Annotated in this window: 14 protein-coding genes; 6 read left to right on the top strand and 8 right to left on the bottom strand. The window is 61.0% G+C overall.

Annotated elements, in window-relative coordinates; genetic code table 11:
• Window positions 1-580, top strand: a 580-nt coding sequence (locus tag ACI38B_RS05075) for a hypothetical protein (protein ID WP_439729801.1), incomplete at its 5' end; no start/stop codon positions are given.
• Window positions 567-1,181: a hypothetical protein gene (locus ACI38B_RS05070; RefSeq protein ID WP_439729800.1), complete on the top strand. Its 615-nt coding sequence runs from the start codon at window positions 567-569 to the stop codon at window positions 1,179-1,181. The genes ACI38B_RS05075 and ACI38B_RS05070, both read left to right, overlap by 14 nt.
• A 1,145-nt stretch (window positions 1,182-2,326) precedes the next feature.
• Here ACI38B_RS05070 and ACI38B_RS05065 read toward each other — a convergent pair.
• A complete protein-coding gene (locus ACI38B_RS05065; RefSeq protein WP_439729799.1) occupies window positions 2,327-3,229 on the bottom strand; it encodes a hypothetical protein in 903 nt (300 codons plus the stop codon).
• A gap of 1,937 nt (window positions 3,230-5,166) precedes the next feature.
• Between ACI38B_RS05065 and ACI38B_RS05060 the strand changes: the two genes are divergently transcribed.
• Window positions 5,167-6,417, top strand: a complete 1,251-nt coding sequence (locus tag ACI38B_RS05060; protein WP_439729804.1) for a putative ABC transporter permease — start codon at window positions 5,167-5,169, stop codon at window positions 6,415-6,417.
• 277 nt (window positions 6,418-6,694) lie between these two features.
• Window positions 6,695-7,354 carry a type II secretion system protein gene (locus ACI38B_RS05055; protein WP_439729798.1) on the top strand — a complete coding sequence of 220 codons (660 nt, stop codon included), beginning with the start codon at window positions 6,695-6,697 and terminating at the stop codon, window positions 7,352-7,354.
• A 142-nt stretch (window positions 7,355-7,496) separates the two neighbouring features.
• Here ACI38B_RS05055 and nrdF read toward each other — a convergent pair whose 3' ends face one another.
• The 4 genes from nrdF to ACI38B_RS05035 all read right to left on the bottom strand — a co-directional run bounded on the left by nrdF (window position 7,497) and on the right by ACI38B_RS05035 (window position 11,782).
• Window positions 7,497-8,492: a class 1b ribonucleoside-diphosphate reductase subunit beta gene (nrdF, locus tag ACI38B_RS05050; protein WP_439729803.1), complete on the bottom strand. Its 996-nt coding sequence runs from the start codon at window positions 8,490-8,492 to the stop codon at window positions 7,497-7,499.
• A gap of 215 nt (window positions 8,493-8,707) precedes the next feature.
• Window positions 8,708-10,876: a class 1b ribonucleoside-diphosphate reductase subunit alpha gene (nrdE, locus tag ACI38B_RS05045; protein WP_439729797.1), complete on the bottom strand. Its 2,169-nt coding sequence runs from the start codon at window positions 10,874-10,876 to the stop codon at window positions 8,708-8,710.
• Between the two features lie 55 nt (window positions 10,877-10,931).
• Window positions 10,932-11,450: a class Ib ribonucleoside-diphosphate reductase assembly flavoprotein NrdI gene (gene nrdI / locus ACI38B_RS05040; RefSeq protein ID WP_439729802.1), complete on the bottom strand. Its 519-nt coding sequence runs from the start codon at window positions 11,448-11,450 to the stop codon at window positions 10,932-10,934.
• A gap of 17 nt (window positions 11,451-11,467) precedes the next feature.
• Complete coding sequence (locus ACI38B_RS05035) at window positions 11,468-11,782, bottom strand: glutaredoxin domain-containing protein (RefSeq protein ID WP_439729796.1); 315 nt, start codon at window positions 11,780-11,782, stop codon at window positions 11,468-11,470.
• A gap of 482 nt (window positions 11,783-12,264) precedes the next feature.
• Here ACI38B_RS05035 and gndA point away from each other — a divergent pair, with 482 nt between their 5' ends.
• Window positions 12,265-13,719 carry an NADP-dependent phosphogluconate dehydrogenase gene (gene gndA / locus ACI38B_RS05030; RefSeq protein ID WP_439729795.1) on the top strand — a complete coding sequence of 485 codons (1,455 nt, stop codon included), beginning with the start codon at window positions 12,265-12,267 and terminating at the stop codon, window positions 13,717-13,719.
• Between the two features lie 1,342 nt (window positions 13,720-15,061).
• On the opposite strand, the gene pgl is transcribed toward gndA, so the two are convergent.
• Window positions 15,062-15,865 (bottom strand): 6-phosphogluconolactonase, encoded by an 804-nt coding sequence (pgl, locus tag ACI38B_RS05025; RefSeq protein ID WP_439729794.1) that lies wholly within the window; start codon window positions 15,863-15,865, stop codon window positions 15,062-15,064.
• A 625-nt stretch (window positions 15,866-16,490) separates the two neighbouring features.
• Here pgl and ACI38B_RS05020 point away from each other — a divergent pair.
• Complete coding sequence (locus ACI38B_RS05020; RefSeq protein ID WP_439729793.1) at window positions 16,491-17,423, top strand: glycoside hydrolase family 113; 933 nt, start codon at window positions 16,491-16,493, stop codon at window positions 17,421-17,423.
• A 377-nt stretch (window positions 17,424-17,800) separates the two neighbouring features.
• Here ACI38B_RS05020 and ACI38B_RS05015 read toward each other — a convergent pair whose 3' ends face one another.
• On the bottom strand, window positions 17,801-18,766 hold the full coding sequence (locus ACI38B_RS05015) for a glucose-6-phosphate dehydrogenase assembly protein OpcA (RefSeq protein WP_439729792.1): 966 nt from the start codon (window positions 18,764-18,766) through the stop codon (window positions 17,801-17,803).
• Window positions 18,763-20,301 carry a glucose-6-phosphate dehydrogenase gene (gene zwf / locus ACI38B_RS05010; RefSeq protein ID WP_439729791.1) on the bottom strand — a complete coding sequence of 513 codons (1,539 nt, stop codon included), beginning with the start codon at window positions 20,299-20,301 and terminating at the stop codon, window positions 18,763-18,765. Before zwf ends, ACI38B_RS05015 begins: the two co-directional genes overlap by 4 nt.
• Between the last annotated feature and the right edge of the window lie 397 nt (window positions 20,302-20,698).

The raw sequence follows: 20,698 nt of genomic DNA, 5'->3' as shown, positions 1-20,698 counted from the left end.
CATCGTCGCCTGGTATTCCTTCCCCAGCCTCGAATCCACACTCACCATGCTGGAAAGAGCGTATCCAAATCCGGGACTGCAAGTTGACATTCCCCGCAAGGATGGCACGGAATCCCAGATACCGCTACGTAGCATTCTTCCAATTGCCTACTATCTCGGCGAGCCGAGACTGTCGCTCGTCTGCCCCGACGGGGAAACGGCAATCGTGTTCCCCGGCAGCGGCATCGATACCTATGCGTTGGAAAGCGGAGATTGCTGGACTATACCGGAATTCGTCGCCATGTGCGAGGAGTGTATAGAATCCGGCATCTGGCGTATTTACCCGGATGGGCAGATACGCTGCGATCGGCAGTGGCAGATTCAGGATTACCGTCAACATGCCAAGAAAACCGGCACGAAGCATGCTGTCAATCGTGGCAGGTCATATCTGGATCGGTTGTCACCTGAGCAACGGCAAGGTTTACTGAGCGGCATTGCCGACTTCATCAAAGCTGCACAGGAATATGAGGCAGGGGAAGATGCGTCGACGGACGGGACTGTCGACGACACTCAGGAAGGAGACGGTCATGGCGTTCAGTGAAGTCACCGAGGCGTTACAAGAGTATGAGGCCAAAGTCGCGGAGAAAGGCGGCACCGCACCTCGCAGGCTCCGCCCCGGGCTAACCCGTGAGGATGCGCAGCGGATCGCCGCCGGGTATGACGTCACGCTGACCGAGGACGCGCTCGCCGTGTGGATGTGGCACGACGGCGAAGGTACCGTCCCCTACTGCCCGGGATATCGGGACAAAGCAGAGAGCACGTCAGGAATCTTCGCAGGAGCTGGATTCCCGCCGCTGTCCGTTGCATTCCAGCTTGCCGAGCGGATGTGCGCGCTTTGGGAATGGGGCGAGGGTGATGGCGGCTATCCGACACATCATATGAATAAGAATGATGTCAAGGATTACAACGGTGGTACTAGCGCGATGTGCCTGTGGGATGTCCCTCTCGTTGTGGACAACGGTGATTTGCCGCAAACGGTCATCGACTGTCATGATTCCGAGGCCAAGGATTCCCTCGTATTGTCATGCGACTACGGGTATGTCGATCCGAGCTCGCGGACGGTATTGGATTTCATACGTCAGGAGATTGGGCGGCTCGAAGACGGTACCTATACGGTCAATGAGAATGGCATACTTCTGTGAGATAAACAGGATTGTTGTTCTTGTGGCCGGCGGGCTGCCTACCGTTGGATTTGCGGCCGCAGTTTTAGTCGTATCCGCGGGCTGATTCGGGAATCGGATGCCGAAACCCGATGTGGTTCGTGGACGGCGGTGGAATTATCGATCTGTTCGGTGTGTTGTATTGCGGGAGCTTCGGTATTCCGCGGCTCTCGCATGATTGCGGATTGCGACCACATGCCGTGCCGGCCTTCTCCGTGGACTGGTTCGGAGATTGACCGTCGGAGTCGGATTTGGTCCGGCTTGGGAGTTGTTGTTGGTTTGTCGGCAGGCCGACCATGGTCCGGGAACCGCAGGATTCCGCCGTTTCTGGATTGATGCGGATTGTACCCGTCTGCCGGATTGCTTGTTTCCGTGGACTGGTTCGGGAATCGAACCCTGAAATCGGATTCGGTACGAGGGGAGCACTGGAATCAGTGTGCGTCCGGCTGCGCGGCTGGTCGGTGATGATCAACGAACCGCGGTGTTTCGCTGTTTCCGGATGGATACGGGTGGTGATTGTCTGCCGCAGTGACGCTACCCGTGGACTGGTTCGGAGATCAGGCCTCGAGATTGGATTCGGTCCGGCTTGGCAGCTGTGGTTGGTTTGGTGGCCGGCCGGTCATGGTCCGGGGACCCTGGGATTTCGCCGTTTTAGGATGGGGGCGGATTGTACCCGTCTGCCGGATTGCCTGTTTCCGTGGACCGGTTCGGGAATCGACCGTCGAAATCGGATTCGGTACGAGGGGAACACTGGAATCAGTGTGCATCCGGCTGCACGACCGGCCGGTCATCATCAATGAACCATGATATTCCGCCTTTCCCGGTTGGGCGCGGTCCGCGGGTACGCGCGGCGATGGCCGGCCGAACGGACCGGTCCGGGAATCGGACACCGAATCCGAATCGGTCCGCGGGCGGGAATATGGCAGATGCTGATGCGCCTGAACTTCAGTGTCGCAGGCAAAGTCAGCGGCCGTTTGGAATGCCGCAGCCGCAGCCGCAGCCGCGCAGATCACGCAGCTGCGTCGCACAACCGTCCACGCAATCGTGCAGACCGCGCAGCCGCGTATTCCAAGGGGCCGCGCGGCCTGCATAGCTCGTCCGCTCACTTGCAGCACCCGCTCGTTCACTCACATGCTGCCGGTGTCGTTGAAGATGCTGCTTCCGCCGAGTCCGAGGCTGCTGTAGTCGCTGGACGAGCTTGAACCATCGCTCCCGGATCCGCTGCTCGACCCCGACCCGGACCCGGAACCGTTCGAGCTGCCCGGCATCATGCGCCCGTAGCCGTACGGCTGCACGATTTGCTGCTGGCGACTGGGCGTGGTCGCACGCACGATGAATCCGCCCGCAACGCCTCCGAGCAGCCCGCAAATCAGTGCCGCCACGGCAGCGAACACGATAGTGCCGGTGTTGAGACTGGTGAAGAACGCGCGGATTTTCGACGGCTTTTTCGGCTTCTTCTGGGCACCTGCTGGCGCGGGGTATGCTCCGGGAGCCCCGTACGGTGACTGGTATTGCGGCTGCTGTGGGTACGGCTGGGGCGCGTACGGCTGGGATGCATACCCGTACGGCGATGCTTGCGGCGGGACTTGTGTCTGACCCGCACCGGCTGTCTGACCCGTACCGGCTGCTTGACCGGAGCCGCTCACTTGTCCGTTCTGCTCCGTCGTCCGTGACGGCTGATGAGGCTGCCCGTCCGGAGCTTGCCGTGCCTGCGCTGAGGCTTGGGCGGTGGCAGCTGCCGGCTGTGCCTCGCCGCGATGCGTGGCCGCCCAGTTCCAGGAAACCCCGTCGATGTCCGGGGCTTCTGTGGTGTCGCCGTTCGCCGTGGTATCGGTATTCGTCGTCTTGTCGTTGGCCGTCTCGTCTGCGGACGTGTTCCCGATGGGTGCTTTGCCGGCATTGACTTTCCCGTCCGTCACCGGCGCCTTGGTGCCGACGATCGGCTGCGTCTGCTGCACGTCCTGAATCTGCTGGGTTTCCTGCGCGTCCTGGTTCCGCCGGCTTTGCGGATTCTGCTGATCTGCACTCATGGTGTGCTCCCTTCGATGTCGGTTCGCTGTCCTCGCCGTGCCGCGGTAGTTGCGGCTTGTCGCGGACCGCCGAGCCATGTCGCCCGGCTTCCTTATTGATTCCAGCTAACCTCATCAACCCTTGGATGCACTGCCAATCGGCGTATGGACATCCCAAAAGTCGCACATGGTGGTCTGCCAAAATCATGGATGGAACCTGAAAGCGCGAAATCACCAGAGCCGCCGGTGCGCTCTGTGAAACCAGTGTGCGCACCAACACAAACTGTCTACGCTGGGGCGGTTGTCGGCGTAACCAGTTTGTGGAGTGCTGCAAACTGTCTACGTGGGCGTCGTCGTGGGCGTAACTGGTTTGTGAGGTGATGCAAACTGACTACGCTAAGGCGGTTGTCGGTGTAGCTAGTTTGTGGAGTAATCAGACGATGCGCACGTCTGACGGTGGACGGTGACGCGAGTTTCCGGAAACGCCGCACTCAGCCTTCAACGACGTCTGTCGGATTGGCGCAGGGCCGTCCCAAAAACGGCTGAGCGGGTCGGTGTCGGCGGTCCGGAAGAACGGGCATCATGGTATACCGCGATACCATGCGCTCGGAGTGGGTATCTGCGGTATCTGTAGTACTTGCCCGACCATATCTGCGTTATCTGTGTTCGTCGGTACCTGATACCCGAAGTAGCGTCGTTGGAATTCTGCGGGTTGTACTTGCGGTATCGGGCATGCGCGCACACAGATAACGCAGATACGGTCCGCGATGTACTACAGTCAGGCGAGATGCACGTTGCCAAGCACCATCAAGTACCACAGATACGCAAGATATCGGCATCAACTCAGCGCAGGTTGCGGATAAGCATGGTGGACGCCGGCGGCACAACACCGCAACGCTCGGGAATAACTCGCTCCGCAGGTCGTTTCCAGCCGTCGTTTCTGCGCTCGCGGATTGGTGCCGCTCCGCTGTCGGTTCTCCACTTCCGTTTCTCTGGCTCCGGTTTCGCGCGCGGGCTCAGATTGTCGGCTCTACATCTGCGATTCCGGGTCGCCCGTTCCGCGCCGCGATGCTCTAGGCCTCTGATTCTTTCGAAGCTCGACTCCCGGTAGCCGCCGACCGAATATCAAGGAAATCTTCGAGTCTTGAAATCTGAAAATCTTTCGGCTCCGCCCTGATTTCGCGAGATGTTGAGAAAAAGTCTGAAAATCTCGTGTCCGAGGCGTGGTCGAGAGAGATATTGAGATTGTCGCGCGTCGTCATTGATGTGATGGAATCAGGAAAAGCGCGGAATATCAACGATTCTTGGGTTGGCGGTGTCGGCCACACACGTTGGAAAGTCTTAAAAAATCGCGGATTTCGTCTCTGCGAAGAGTTGCGCAGAGATTTTTCTAAAAATCTCTGTTCACCGGCCGATTTGACAAGATATTGAGAATTCCGTGCCTGTCTGGCTGATCGTGCATGCGGCGCACGGTAAGGGCCGGGCTGATGTTACTTTAGAAGCAGTTACAACAACTAGGTACTCTGGCAACAGATGCATCGTGGCGACGCAGGTCCTTGCGGATTTCGGTTGGGCGATTGGCTGGACAGGAGCAGCATATGGCAGGAACTGACAACGCCGGTCTTCAAATGGCGGGCGCGGATGGGGCGTCGTTGGCGAGCGGCGCCGACAACACTGCAAACGTATGTGATACAGCCGGCAAGGGCGATGATGGGGCAGCTGCTGCCAGCGCCCCCAGCTCGACCGGCACTCCCACCGCAGCCAAGACAGCTGCAGTTACTAGCGGCATCGATGGTGTTGATGTTGCAGCCGGTACTGCCACCGACCCCGGCACTCTTGCGACCGGCGCCCCCGCCACCCCCGCCGCCACCGACCCCGCAGCAGCCGCCCCCGCCACCTCTGCGACCGTCACCCCCGCAGCAGCCGCCCCCGCCACCCTGTCCTCAGTATCCAACGCCATCGCCGCGCTCACGGTCTCCGACGCGACCCGCGAGGCGACAGCCAACCAATTGAGCGCCGACGAGGAATCATCCTCCTTGCTCGACGACGGCAAGCACACTCTGCCCTTCATCACCCGCCTCTACGGCGGCTTGATCATGCTGCTCGGCGTGTGCACCATCCCGCTGATCATCTACGAACTCACCTACGGGATCCGCCAAGTCCTTGACGGCAAAGTCACAATCGATGCGCTCGCCTTGCCGTTCATCCTCTCCTGCGTCGAAGTGGTGGTGCTGATCGCCAACGCTGCGTGCATGGCGGTGTTCGGCGTGCAACTGTTGCGCAGCCACCGCCGGCATGCCGCCCGGTGGGCATACGCGCTGATGCCGCTCACGCTCGCGCACGGCATGCTGTCGCTCGCGCTGGAAGGTTTCGGCACGAATCTGCTCGGGCCGTTCGTGCAGATGACCATCCTGGTCGCCCTGTCGGTCACGCTCGACCCGGCACTGCTTCAGGAACGCCAACTGCAGTGGCATCTCAAGCGCATGGATGACCGTGCCGCCTACGACAAGGCCGTCAGCGAGGACATGCTCGGACGCGACCAGAGCGGCAAAGGCTATATTTCCCTTGACTATTTCAATATTTTCTGGCTGTTCGTCGTCGGTTGCGTTGTGGGGCTGATCATCGAGACCATCTACCATTTCGTGCTCGTGCATGAATACCAGGACCGCGCGGGGCTGCTCTGGGGGCCGTTTTCCCCGATTTACGGCTGCGGCGCGGTGATTTTGACGGTGTGTCTGAACCGTCTGTGGCGCAAGAATCCGGTGCTGATTTTCTTCGCGAGCGCGGTGATCGGCGGCGCATTCGAATTCTTCGTCAGCTGGTTCATGGAGGCTGCGTTCGGTATCACCGCATGGGATTACACCGGGCAATGGCTGTCAATCGGCGGTCGCACATCGGGCAAGTATATGGTGTTTTGGGGCTTGCTTGGGCTCGCGTGGATCAAGTTCGTGCTGCCGCATCTATTGCGCCTGATCAATAGGATTCCTTGGAAAATCAGGTATTCGTTGACTGCGGTGTGCACGGTGCTGATGCTGGTTGATATCGTGATGACGCTGATGGCGCTGGATTGCTGGTACGGCCGCGTTTCCGGCGCGCCACAGAACGCCCCGGTCACGCAGTTCTTCGCCGAGCATTTCAATGACGCGTATATGCAGCACCGGTTCCAGACCATGACCATCGACCCGTCGAAGTCCGGCCGTATGGCGTGACTGTCGCGTATCATCTGCGGAAATCGTCAATCGTTCTACCTTAGTACAGAGCGGTGTGTCTTGTGATATGCCGCCGCTGCGGTGATAACATGAGAGGTAATCGCGTCAGACAAGGATGCCAGGCGATGATGAAGCTTGTTTGACACCTGCTTTCCGTAGGCGTTGTTGTCGAAGCGCATAGTACGTGAATCGCATTGGAGCGGTTCCGCGGAGAGTCAACGAAGGACGGTGTGTCATGTGCAGCGGTAGCACTGATCGATCATTCGCGTGGAAACGTGTGCGTCGTGAGCTTGGTTTTACGCTGGTGGAACTCTTGGTGGTCGTTCTGATTATCGGTATCCTTGCTGGGATTGCCGTGCCGATTTATCTCAATATTCGCAAGGCTGCGTGGAACAATGCCGCCGAGCAGGATGCGAAAAACGCGCAGATTGCCATCGAGACTGCGAGCGCCGAGATGGGAGGCAGACTGCCGGCTAGCTTTGAGAGGAGGGCGCGTACCGCAAACGATCCTCCTGAAGAACGCGTCTATTCGTTGAAGAGCTTCGTCTGGGGCGACACCAGCAACAAGGAGATTGGCTCCACCGTGACCCTATTCACTGACGTGGCGCTGTGCTATACGGCAGGCGCCACCTACACCTATGTGGACAAGTACGGGAATCCGACGAAGAGGGGAGGGTCTGCCTCCGGCGTGTCGAATGGCTCGACGTACCGGATCTATACCACGAACAGCAACAATCTCGATGTCTACTACCTTTATGATTCGGCAACGGGATCGTTGACCCAGGAAGATAACCCGGATCGGATTCCCGCGTCCACGGGGGATTCCGAGAGCGGTTATTATGCGAGAGGCACCGGCCCGAACAAAAAGAATAGGGGTTCCTACGGCGTGATTACCAATTGCGATATCGAGACGCACTACCACCTGTATGGTAAGTGATTCATGCGGCCCGGGCGGTTGCAGTCGGGACGGCTGAGGCCGGGAATTGCGTCATCGTATGATTCCCGGCCCCATGGGTGGGCCTTCCGGTATCCGTGGCCTTCCGAGTCCGTGGGTCTTCGGAGTCCCCGAAAGCGATTTCCTAGAAGTCCCAATCGTCGTCGTCGGTTTCCTCGGCTTTGCCCATCACGTAGGACGAGCCTGATCCGGAGAAGAAATCGTGGTTCTCGTTCGCCGAGGGGGACAGCGCGGCCAGGATTTCCGGGCTCACCTGGGTTTCCTCGGCGGTGAAGCGCGTGGGGTACCCGAGGTTCATGAGCGCCTTGTTCGCGTTGTATCGCACGAATGCGAGAACGTCGGGAAGGAAATCGAATCCCGCGTACACGTCGGCCGAGTACTCGATCTCCAGCTCGTAGAGACGGTCGAGCAGGTCCATCGTGAAGTCGTGCAGCATCCGCTGGTCTTCGGCGCTGCGGGTTTCAAGGCCGCGCTGGAACTTATAGCCCGAATAATACCCGTGGATCGCCTTGTCTCGAAGGATGAGACGAATCATATCAGCGGTGTTCATCATGGTGCCGCGGGCCGCGAAATACAGCGGCAGATAGAAGCCCGCGTACAGCAGCAGCGACGAGAGCAGCGTGGCGGCGACCTTGCGTTTGAGCGGGTCGTCGCTTTCGTACTGCTCGAGCACGGTGTCGACGCGCTTTTGCAGGATGTCGTTGCCCACGGCCCAGCGGTACGCCTCGTCGATCTGCTCGCTGGAGCACAGCGTGGAGAAGATGGACGAATACGAACGCGCGTGGATGGACTGCATGAACGCGATATTCGTATACACAGCCTGCTCGTGTTCGGTGCGCGCATGCTCGATCTGGCAGATTTCGCCGATGGTGGCCTGCGTGGTATCGAGTAGTGTCAGGCCCGTGAACACGCGCACGGTGGTGGTACGTTCGCGTTCGCTGAGCGCTCGCCAGTCGGACACGTCGTTCGACAGCGGCACTTTTTCTGGCAGCCAGAAGTTGGCGACGAGGCGGTTCCACACCTCGAGGTCCTTATCATCCGTGATGCGGTTCCAGTTGATGGGCCGCACGCGAGAACCGTGATGGTAGCGGTATTGTGCCGGGGCGATGGATGCGGTCATCATTGCGTCGTCGGCGATGCGGACAGTGCGGGGTGTGGCGGCTGGTGTGGTTGGTGCGGTTGCGACGGGCCGTGCGGTTGCGATAGGCCGTGCGGTTGGGATGGTGGTTTCGGTCATGATATTCCTTCGATGAGTTCGGAACGGATTGGGATGGGATTGGACGGGATGGTGTTGGGCGGGATGCCGCAGGACGCGGATTGGCGGAATGACGCCGCTCACAGCATGCAGCTGACGCAGCCTTCGACATCGGTGCCTTCGAGCGCCTGCTGTCGGATGCGGATGTAATACAGTGTCTTGATGCCCTTGCGCCACGCGTAAATCTGTGCCTTGTTGAGGTCTCGCGTCGTGGCGGTGTCGGGGAAGAACAGTGTGAGCGACAGCCCCTGGTCCACGTGCTTCGTGGCTTCGGCGTAGGTGTCGATAATCGCCTTCCAGCCGATGGTGTACGCGTCCTCGAACATGCCGAGATTCTCGTTGGTCATGTATGGCGCCGGGTAGTACACGCGGCCGGTTTTGCCTTCCTTGCGGATTTCGATGCGCGCGGCGATCGGGTGGATTGAGCTCGTGGAATGGTTGATGTACGAAATCGACCCGGTCGGCGGCACGGCCTGCAAGTAGGCGTTGTAGATGCCGTCGCGCAGCACTTGGGCTTGCAACTCGCGCCAATCGTCGGCCGAGGGGATGGCCACGCCGAAACGATTGAACAGGTCGCGTACGGTGCCGGTCCGCGGTTCGGTGTGATATGTGCCGTCGATGTACTTGTCGAAATAGTTGCCTTCACCGGCCGGTTTGGCGTACGCGCTGTCGTCGAATCCGGCGAAACGGGTGCCGCGTTCGGCGGCGATCGCATGCGAGGTGCGGTACGCGTGGTAGGCGACCGTCATGAAATACATATCCGTGAAATCAAGCGCTTCATCACTGCCGTACCGCAGGCCTTCGCGGCCGAGGAAGCCGTGCAGGTTCATCTGCCCCAGCCCGATGGCATGGCTTTCCTCGTTGCCGCGCCGGATGGATGGCACGCAATCCAGCCGCGTATGGTCGCTGACCGAGGTGAGCGCGCGGACGGCGGTTTCGACGCTCGCGGCAAGACCCCCGTCCATCGCTTTCGCGATATTAAGCGAGCCCAGATTGCAGGAGATATCACGGCCCACATGCTCGTAGCCGAGGTCCTCGCGGTAGGTGCTCGGCTCTTGCACCTGCAGGATTTCGGAGCACAGGTTGCTCATGGTCACGCGGCCCTTGAGTGGGTTCGCGCGGTTCACGGTGTCCTCGAACAGCATGTACGGGTAGCCGGATTCGAACTGCAATTCGGCGAGCGTCATGAAGAATTCGCGCGCGTCGATATACGTCTTGCGGATGCGGTCATCCGCAAGCATCTCGTCATAATGTTCCGTGACCGAAATATCGGCGAATGGTACACCATAGACACGCTCCACATCGTACGGGCTGAACAGGGCCATACGCTCGCGGCGCTTGGCCAGCTCGAAGGTGATGTCCGGGATCACCACGCCGAGGGCCAGCGATTTGATGCGGATCTTCTCGTCCGCGTTCTCGCGCTTGGTGTCGAGGAACCGCATGATATCAGGGTGATGCGCGTTGAGATACACCGCGCCGGCCCCCTGGCGCGCCCCCAGCTGGTTCGCGTAGCTGAACGAATCCTCGAGCAGTTTCATGACCGGGACCACGCCGCTTGACTGGTGTTCGATGCGCTTGATCGGGGCGCCCGCCTCGCGCAGATTCGTCAGCAGGAGCGCTACGCCGCCGCCGCGCTTGGACAGTTGCAAAGCCGCGTTGATACCGCGCGAAATCGACTCCATATTGTCTTCGATACGCAGCAGGAAGCAGCTCACCGCCTCGCCGCGCTGCGCTTTGCCAAGATTCAGGAAGGTCGGCGTGGCGGGCTGGTAGCGGCCGGAAATGATGGCGTCCGCATACTCGATCGCGCGCTGCTTGTCACCGTCCGCAAGCTCCAGCGCGACGGCGGCGCAACGCTGCGGGAAATCCTCCAGATACTGCGAGCCGTCGAACGTCTTGAGCGCGTAGGATGCGTAGAACTTGAACGCGCCGAGGAAGGTCTCGAACGTGAATCCCTGGTGTTCTACATGGTCGTAGAAGCTGTCCAGAAAATCGTCCGAATACTGGTCAAAGACGCGACGGTCGTAATAGCCCTGATCCAGCAGGTAGGCGAGACGCTCGCGGGTGGAGGCGAACCGCATGGTGCGCGGCTCGACCTGGTCGCGCATATACGCGTCGACGGCCTGATGGTCGGCGTCGAAGCGGATACGGCCGTTATCGTCGTACAGGTTGAGCATCGCGTTGAGGGCGTGATAGTCGGGCGCCGCCTGCGGGATGGTGAATTGGGGCGATGTGGCGGGTGCGGTCATGGTTGGCCTTTCTGGTTGGTGTGGTGATTGTGGGTGAGGTGTGCTGGTATGGGCCTCAAGCGGTTTCCGACGCCGCGAGCCGCAGGAAGAAGCCGCGCAGCCCCTCGCGGACTTTACGCATGTCTTCGGGCGTGCCGGTCAGTTCGAAGGAATACAGGAACGGCACGTGGCATTTCGCGGCGATCACGTCGCCCGCCGCGCAGAACGCATCGCCGAAATTCGTGTTGCCGGACGCGATGACTCCGCGCAGCAGTCGGCGGTTGCCGCGGTCGTTGAGAAAACGGCGAACCTGCGGCGGCAGGGCTTTCGAGATGTCGCCGCCGCCATACGTCGGCACGACAATCACGAACGGTTCGTTGACAACCAGCGGGGTGTCCTTCGGGCGCAGCGGGATGCGATACACGTTGAGCCCGGCCTCGGGAAGACGGCAATTCTCGATGAATCTCGCGGTGTTCTCCGATGCGGAGGAGAAGTACACGACCGCGCCGATATGGGTGGCGGTGGCGGCGGATTCCGGGGAGCTGGGGCTTGGCGTGCCGGGTGCCGCGACGCTGGAACCCAAGTTGCTCGTCATGCGTGCGGTTGCGTCGGTCATGCCCGGTTCCCGTCGGTCGCCGGGGTGGACTGCGTGTCTGCGCTTGCGTTCGCGGTCGTGTCTGTTGCCGCGCCTGCGGTCGCGAGCGCTCCGGCGAGCTGGTCGATGAGGTCCGGCCGGTATCCCGACCATGCGGCATCCGGCGTAATCACAACGGGCGCTTGACGGTATCCGGCCTGGACCAGCTGCGTCAGCGTTGCGGGGTTCTCGCTCAAATCGACGGTTTCGAAGGTGATCCCGCGGTCGTGCAGGCGGCGTTTGGTCGCCTCGCACTGCTGGCATTGCGGTTTGGTGAACACGGTGATGGTCAACTGTCCTCCTTGGTCGAAAGCGTCATGACGGAAGCTGTCGTGGCGGTGTCGGAACTGTTACGCTACACGACCGGGCTGGAACAAAAAACCACCATCACTAGTGGCGTGTCGAGCGTGTCGCCACTATATCTAGTGATTTCCGGAAGCCGTCCATCATAGTCGGGAGAACGATTCCGGGATGTGCGCGTTCGGAGCAGCGACGATGCCGACCGACAATCGAAATGTGAGGTATCCGACAAATCCGTGATTCTGACTTGACATGTCCACGTGCGCGAGTGCGGGTATCGCAGGTGCATCTCGTGATCGCCGTCGTCGGAGCAATCCGCGGTACTGCTCAGGGCGTATTCGTGGAATGCAACGGGCATTCCGCCCAAGGCTCGCGATAGACTGACAGCTGATGTACGCGGCGAACAGCCGCGCCTGCGAATGAACGCGTTTGAACGTGTCATCGAACCTGTCATTGACTTGGGAAAGGTAACGTAATGGCCGTAGAAGCTACTGCAAACATCGGCGTCGTCGGACTGGCGGCAATGGGCTCCAACCTCGCCCGCAACCTGGCGCATCACGGGAACACCGTCGCCGTGTACAACCGGCATTACGAGCGTACGGAAAAGCTCATCAACGAGCACGGCACCGAAGGCAAGTTCGTGCCCGCGAAAACCGTTGAGGAGTTCGTCGCCTCGCTCAAGCGTCCGCGCACCGCGATCATCATGGTCAAGGCCGGCGCCCCGACCGACGCGGTGATCAACGAGCTCGCCGACGCCATGGAGCCTGGCGACATTATCGTTGACGGCGGCAACTCCTACTTCGAGGACACCATTCGCCGCGAGAAGGATATCCGCGCTCGTGGCCTGCACTTCGTCGGCTGCGGCGTGTCCGGCGGCGAGGAAGGCGCGCTCAACGGCCCATCCCTCATGCCCGGCGGCACCGAGGAATCCTGGAAGACCCTCGGCCCGATTCTCAAGTCCATCGCTGCGGTCGCCGAAGGTGAGCCGTGCGTTACGCATATCGGCGAGAACGGCGCCGGCCACTTCGTCAAGATGGTCCACAACGGCATCGAATACGCGGATATGCAGCTTATCGCGGAAAGCTACGATCTCATGCACCGCGGGCTTGGCATGGACGCCGCCGAGATCGGTGACGTGTTCGAAGAGTGGAACAAGACCGAGCTGAATTCGTATCTGATTGAAATCACCGCTGAAGTGCTGCATCAGGTGGACGCCAAGACCGGCAAGGCGCTGGTGGACGTGATTGTTGACCATGCGGGCATGAAGGGCACCGGCACGTGGACCGTGCAGACCGCGCTGTCGCTGGCGATTCCGGTGACCGGCATCGCCGAAGCGGTGTTCGCGCGCGGGCTGTCCGGCATGACCGAGCAGCGTGCCGAAGCGCAGAAGCAGCATCTTGCCGGCCCTGAGCAGAAGCTTGATGTCGCGCCGGCTGAGCGTGCCGCGTTCATCGAGGATATCCGCCACGCGCTGTACGCCTCGAAGATTGTCGCCTACGCGCAGGGCTTCGATGAGATTCAGGCCGGTGCCAAGGAGTATGGCTGGAATATCGATCTTGCCGCGGTGGCGCGCATCTGGCGTGGCGGCTGCATCATTCGCGCGCAGTTCCTGAACCGCGTGGCCGAGGCCTTCGAATCCGGCGAGGCGAACGTGTCGCTGCTGTTCGCCTCGTATTTCAAGGATGCGATCGCCAAGGCGCAGGATTCCTGGCGTCGCGTGGTCGCCCAGGCTGCGCTGAACGGCATGCCGACCCCGGCGTTCGCCAGCTCGCTGTCCTACTACGACGGCCTGCGCTCCGACCGCTTGCCCGCCGCCCTGATCCAGGGCCAGCGCGACTACTTCGGCGCCCACACCTACGGCCGCATCGACCAGCCCGGCGCTTTCCACACGTTGTGGGCCGAGCCGGGGCGTCCTGAAATCACCGCGTGATTTCAGGACGGTAGGCACGGCCCGGTGGGCCGTGCCTAGGGTTCGGCTGCGGCGCGCGGTAGTGCGCGCCGCAGTAAATATTGGGCCCGGCCGTAGGCCGGTCAAAAATTGCAGGGCCGAAGGCGAGCCGGGGCGTCCTGAAATCACCGCGTGATTTCAGGACGGTAGGCACGGCCCGGTGGGCCGTGCCTAGGGTTCGGCTGCGGCGCGCGGTAGTGCGCGCCGCAGTAAATATTGGGCCCGGCCGTAGGCCGGTCAAAAATTGCAGGGCCGAAGGCGAGCCGGGGCGTCCTGAAATCACCGCGTGATTTCGGAGCGATGGGGCGTGTTCCGGTGGGCCGTGCCTAAGGTTCGGCTGCAGCGCGCGTGGTAGTTACGCCGTATCGCGCCCTGCAGGACCAAGAGGCTCACTGCTTTTCCAAACTGGTTACGCTGACGAATCCCTCAGTGTAACCAGTTTGTGTAATTTGGCTGCTGTGGGGGTTGCGGCTACTCGGGACTTGCTGGTTTCTCACAAACTAGCTGCGCTCACCGGCCTCTCAGCGTAACCAGTTTGTGTAATCGGGTCGCCGTGGTGGGCATCCGGGAGTTCGTGCCGATTGGCCCCATCTGGCCGTAATCTCCCAGAATCCGCGGGAGTTTTTGCAGGTTTCCGGAATTCGTCGCTAAACTCCCGTACCGAACGCGGGAGTTTACGAAAATCCGGCATTCTCATGCATAATCTCCCAACAGGAACGTTGGAATTCCGCGATTCTCAAAAAACGGTCTCAAAGCCGTTCCCGGGAGAACTCCGCCGGATTTATGCTTCCGATGTAAACTCCCGGGATATCCGGGAGTTTACTGCCCACGTGGTGATTGGTAGCAATACTCCCGCACAGGTCTTGCCATATTCACCCGGCGATATCCCGTTCAGTTACTGGGGTGCTCGATGCCGAGGGGCCAATCTCGATAATCCTAAAATCTTTCAATCCCGCCCCCTCGCCGCGAGATTTTTACAGAAAAGTCTAAAAATCTCGCAGCAATCGCCATCTGGCGGAGTTTTTTAGATTCCGCGCTCATGCCGTCTCAATCACCTGTCCCAAAATCGTTGGAATTCCGCGGTTTTCGCGGAACCGATTACACAGGCGGCCATTCGGATTTCTCAATTTCTCTCGGAATCGGCCTTTCCCGCCGAGATTTTCAGACTGAAGTCTCAATAAATCGTAAATCGAGCCTTCTGAATCGAGTTTTTTTAGATTTCTCGCAAACTGGTTACACTCATCGCCCTCTCAGCGTAGCCAGTTTGTGAGAAAAATCGGAGCAGACTGGCGGCGGCAGGCCTGTTGCACACGCATCTGGCGCTTCACAGCTGCGCGGCGGCGTCGGGGGTGGTGAACCAGACAAGCTCGCCGGTGGCGTCCGCGAAGGATGACGGCCATGCCGGGTCGTTGCGCGTGGCGAATACGTGGGCCAGCGCGTCGGCCTTTCCGGCGCCGGCGGTCAGGAACCACATGCGTCGTGTTTGCGCGAGCAGCGGCGCGGTCATGCTCAGACGCAGCGGCGGCATCTTGGGGGAGTGGTTCACGCCGACGACCAGCCGGTCGGTGACGGACACCTCGGCATGCCCCGGGAACAGCGACGCGTAATGGCCATCCGGGCCCATACCCATCACGGCGATATCCATCACCGGCACAACACCCAGCTCACGGACCAGTTCTTGCTCGTACGCGCGCGCCGCCTCATCGAGCAGCGCATCGGTTGTTGTGTCGTCGGCAGCCGCGATACCCGCAGCATTTCGGGTATCCGCAGCCATTTCGTGGATATTGGACTCGGGGAGCCGCTCTTCGGCGACAAGCCGGTCGAGCAGCATGCGGCGGGCCTGCAGTGCGTTGCGGTCGTCGTCATCGGCGGCGACAAATCGTTCGTCCGCCCACCACAGGTGCACGCGCGTCCAGTCGATGGTGTCGGTCAACGGGTTGGACGCCATGTATTCCAACGCTTTGATGGTGTCCGAACCGCCGGTGAGCGCCACGTCCACGCGGGCGCGGGTCTTGCCGCCAGCGAGCCGTTCGCCGAGCAGGTCGGCGATAGTAAGCAGCAGACGTTGCGCCCCGGCTTGGGCGACCGCGTCTTTGGTCGGATATACCACGAGTGTGCGTTGGGCCATGATTCCTCCTGATTCCGCGTGCCCCATACCAACGGTTGCGTTCGGCGGGCATGTTTTCGATCTTCTTGCCAGCATAGTCGCAGCGCGGTAACCGGGCGGGTGACTGGATGCGTGACTGTCTGCGCGCGACTGTGTTTGTGTGGGGCTATCTGCGTGACTTGTCGTAGGGCCGACTGCGTGGTGGTCTGTGGGGACGTCTGTGTGGTCTATTGCGTGACTGGTTGCGTGACGTCTGTGCGACTGACTCTGCATGACCTATTGCGTGACTAGTTGCGTGATGTCTGTGACCGGTTGTGTATGACCTTCATGACTGGTCGCGGACGTCTGCGACTGGCTGTGTATGACCTTCATGACTGGTCGCGGACGTCTGCGACTGGCTGTGTATGACCTTCATGACCTATTGCGTGACCGGCTGCATGACGTCAGCGCGGCTCCGTACGACCTATTGCGCAGCCGCCTGCGTCGTGCAAAACTTCCTGATGCCCCTGCCAAGTCGAGCTCGTGAAATCAATCTCCAAATTCGGCCTGTCGCAACAACTTAAGCGGTTATGCTGGGAATGCGAAAATTGCGCACGCATCAACTTGACGATGCGTGGCCAGCGCCAGCACATCAAAGGAGAACCACATGCTGCCTGAACAGATCCATGGCATCACCTTCGCCCCCTTCGCCCGCCGCGGCGAACTCGCCACCGATGAAGCCCGCGAAAGCCTACGCGTCATGAAGGAACGCACCGGCGCCAACATGGTCGTGTTCGTGCCGCTCGGCGCCCAGGAACACCCGCAAAGCCAGCGCATCGACTACACCACGGACGCCACGATGTCCGACGCCGAACTCATTGACATGATGCGCTACGCCCGCAGCCTCGGCATGGCGGTCGGTCTCAAACCCACGGTCAACTGCACCGATGGCACTTGGCGCGCCTACATCAGCTTCTTCGACGAGGACGTGGTGTGCGAGCCGAAGTGGAGCGTATGGTTTGCACAGTATGAAGCGTTTCAGCGGCACTATGCGCAACTCGCTCAGCGGGAGGGTGTCGACCTGTTCATTCCCGGCTGCGAAATGGTGATGAGCGAGCATCGCGAACAGCAGTGGCGGCAGGTCATCGCCGCCGTGCGTGACTGCTACGACGGCCCGGTGAGCTACAACACCGACAAATACCAGGAGCACAACGTGCGCTGGTGGGACGCGTGCGACATGATCTCATCGAGCGGTTACTACCCGATTGAGGATTGGCCACGGCAGCTCGACCGCATCGAACAGGTTGTGAAGCGCTTCAGTAAGCCGTTCTTCTTCGCTGAAGCCGGCTGCATGTCCACCGCCGGATCGCAGCACATTCCCAACAGCTGGACGCTCGAAGGCCCGGTCGATCTGCAAGCACAGGCGGACTGGTATCGCAGTCTGTTCGACGCGATGGCCTCGCGCGACTGGATTCGCGGCTGCGTGCTGTGGAGCTGGCCGCCCGTCCTGTACAGCGCCGACGCTGCAGCCTCCGACCGCTATTACGAGTTCTACAACAAACCCGCCGAATCCGTGATTCGTGAGGCGTTCGCCCGCTGATTCGCGGTGGGTGCGTTGCGGGTGCGTCCTGATGATGACGTCACGGATGCGCCATGATGATGTGCGTCCTGATTACGTCCTGACGCGGCATGATGCTTGCATCCCGACACCGTCTGCGAGGCATCCCGATCGCATCCCAGAAGCATGAGCATCGCCCGCTCCCGCGTCCCGACGCCGGTCTCCCGACGCTGGCTCAACAACACGCAACGCCCGGCTGCGTGACGCCGATCAGGAAGCAATTCCCAATCGGCGCCACGCAACCGGGCGTCGCGTTAGTGTGAATGACCCGAATTACCCACTGGCCGAATCGCCGGATTCAGTATTCAAGTCCGGTATTCAAGCCCAGTATCTAGGCCAAAACCGCCACTCCGCTTGGCTCAGTGCCAGATCAAATCCCAGCCCTTGTTGATGACGTCCGCGTAAACCTCGTCGGGGTCCATGCGGCGCAGCTCCTCGGTCAGGCAGTCTTCGAGCGTACGCACCGGCACGCTGATCGGCTGCGGAGTCTGCCCGGGGACGCTGATAATCGACTGGTCCTCATGCGGGCGTTCCAGCGACAGCACGCCGCCGTCCTGACGGGTCAGATACACGCCGGTGACCGCCTCAGCATGCTCGTCGGCTTCGAAATCAACCGGCACGTTGAGCTTCAGCCGCAGCCACGCGCACAGCAGGTCCGCGGGCAGGAAGTCGTTCGGCGCGGTGACGCGAGCGCGCACAATCGGGATGTGCGGCGGCTGGTCGACCATGGAGGCGAGCATGGCACGCCACACGGTCAGACGCGTCCACGACAGGTCCACATCCTGGGCAGACCAGTTGCGACGGAGCCGTTCGATGGTGGCTTCCGGGTTGCTAGAACGCATCGCGTCGGTGATACGGCTCGACGCCATGGCGCCCAACAGGTCCTTCGACGGGTTGGATGGCGGATTCGTCGGCCACCAGGCCACGACCGGAGCATCCGGCACGAGCAGCGGGATGACCAGCGTGTCAAGATGGTCGACCAGCCCGTTGCGCGGACGGAGCACAATCACTTCGCCGGCGCCGGCGTCCGCACCGAATCGCACTTGCGCGTCGAGATTGGATTCCTCGGCCGCATTCTCGCCTTCGGCCTTCGCCGCGCCGGAAGCGATGGTGGCATGCGTGTTCGGCACAATCGCAATCACGCGGCAAGGATGCTCGCGGCTTGCCGCATTTGCGACTTCCAGCGAGTTCTCAAGTTCGGCATCGTCGGTACGAATCAGCAGCGTGAGCACGCGCCCGGTCGCCGACTCGCCGCGCTCCTCATGCAGCTCGTCGATTTTCGCGGAGATTTCGCGGGTTCGTGTATTAGGCAGGTCGATAATCATGGCATCCTCCAATGGCGGCCGTCACGGGCCAGCATCTCGTCGGCTTCCGTCGGACCCCACGTGCCGGAGCGGTAGGGCTGCGGCTGGCCGAGCGTCGACCAGAACTGTTCGATCGGGTCGAGGATCTTCCAGCTCAGATCCACTTCCTCGGTGGTCGGGAACAGCGGCGGATCGCCGAGCAACACGTCAAGAATCAGGCGTTCGTAGGCTTCCGGGGAGCTTTCGGTGAAGGAACGGCCGTAGCTGAAGTCCATGGACACGTCACGCACTTCCATCGCGGAGCCGCCGGGGACTTTCGCGCCGAACCGCATGGTCACGCCCTCGTCCGGCTGCACGCGAATCACGACCGCATTGCTGCCGAGTTCGCGGACCGCGGTCTGCTCGAACGGCAGGTGCGGGGCGCGCTTGAACACGACGGCGATTTCGGTGACGCGCTTGCCCAGACGTTTGCCGGTGCGCAGATAGAACGGGACGCCAGCCCAGCGGCGGGTGTCCACGTCGAGGCGAATCGCTGCATACGTTTCGGTGGTGCTTGACTTGTCGATGCCTTTTTCGTCCAGATAACCGACAACTTCGTGCGAACCCTGCCAGCCGCGGGCGTACTGGCCGCGTGCGGTGTGGGCGCGCAAGTCCTTCGGCAGGCGGACGGCGGACAGCACCTTGGTTTTCTCTGCCGTCAGATCCTGCGCGGAGAAGCTGACCGGCTCCTCCATCGCGGTGAGCGCCATGAGTTGCAGCAGATGGTTTTGGATGACATCACGCGCGGCGCCGATGCCGTCGTAATAGCCGGCGCGACCGCCGATGCCGATATCCTCGGCCATCGTAATCTGTACGTGGTCTACATAGTTGGAGTTCCAGATCGGCTCGTACATCTCGTTCGCGAATCGCAGCGCGAGAATGTTCTGCACGGTTTCCTTGCCGAGATAATGGTCGATGCGGAACACCGAGCTCGGGTCGAAGACCTCGGACACCACGCGGTCAAGCTCGCGGGCGCTTTCCAGGTCATGGCCGAACGGCTTCTCAATGATCACGCGACGCCATGCGCCTTCGGTGGAGCGTGACAGGCCGGATGCGGCGAGCTGCTTGGATACCAGCGGGAACGCGCGCGGCGGCACCGACATGTAGAAGGCGTGATTGCCTTGCGTGCCGCGGTCGCGGTCAAGTTCCTGCACGGTGTTGCTCAGCCGTTCGAATGCCGCGGGGTCGTCGAAGGTGCCTTGTACGAAGCGGATGCCCTTGGCGAGGTTCTCCCACGTGGATTCCTTGAACGGGGTGCGGCAGCGGGCCTTGACTGCCTTCTTGACGAATTCGATGAAATGTTCGTTGGTCCAGTCGCGGCGGGCGAAGCCTGTCAGACCGAAGCTCGGCGGCAACAGACCGCGGTTCGCCAGGTCGTAGACGGCTGGCAGGAGCTTCTTCTGAGCCAAATCACCGGTCACGCCGAAAATCACCAGACTGCACGGGCCGGCGATGCGCGGAAGACGCAGGTCGCGCGGGTCGCGCAGCGGGTTGGTCCAGATTGGTGTGTTACTCATAGTGGCAATCATACGTGTGGGGGAGGTGTTTGGTTCCGGGCCGTCCGCGCTGCGGTGCGGATTTCACGACTGGCGTATCGCGGTGGGCGCCCTGTTTTGGCTTGCTGTTTGCCCGGTATCTTCCTGCCGTGCGACTGCCCGGTCGCACGGGAGCGTGGTGTCCTAGCAATCGGATCGTTGTTCGTCGAGTATCTTCCCGTCGTGCGACTGACGTGTCGCATGGCTGTCAGATGTCGGCCGGTTTCGGTTCTGTCGCTGAGCTATCTCAGCGTTGTGTGATTCCCCGGTTGCAAATCGGCCAGATACCGATGGCTATCGGCGGTGGGGAGGTGCTATCTCTCCGCCGTGCGACTGCCCGGTCGCACGGGAGCGTGGTGTCCTAGCAATCGGATCGTTG

Source organism: Bifidobacterium sp. (assembly GCF_051876855.1).
GTDB lineage: Bacteria > Actinomycetota > Actinomycetes > Actinomycetales > Bifidobacteriaceae > Bifidobacterium.
This window is presented reverse-complemented; position numbering and strand designations above follow the sequence as displayed.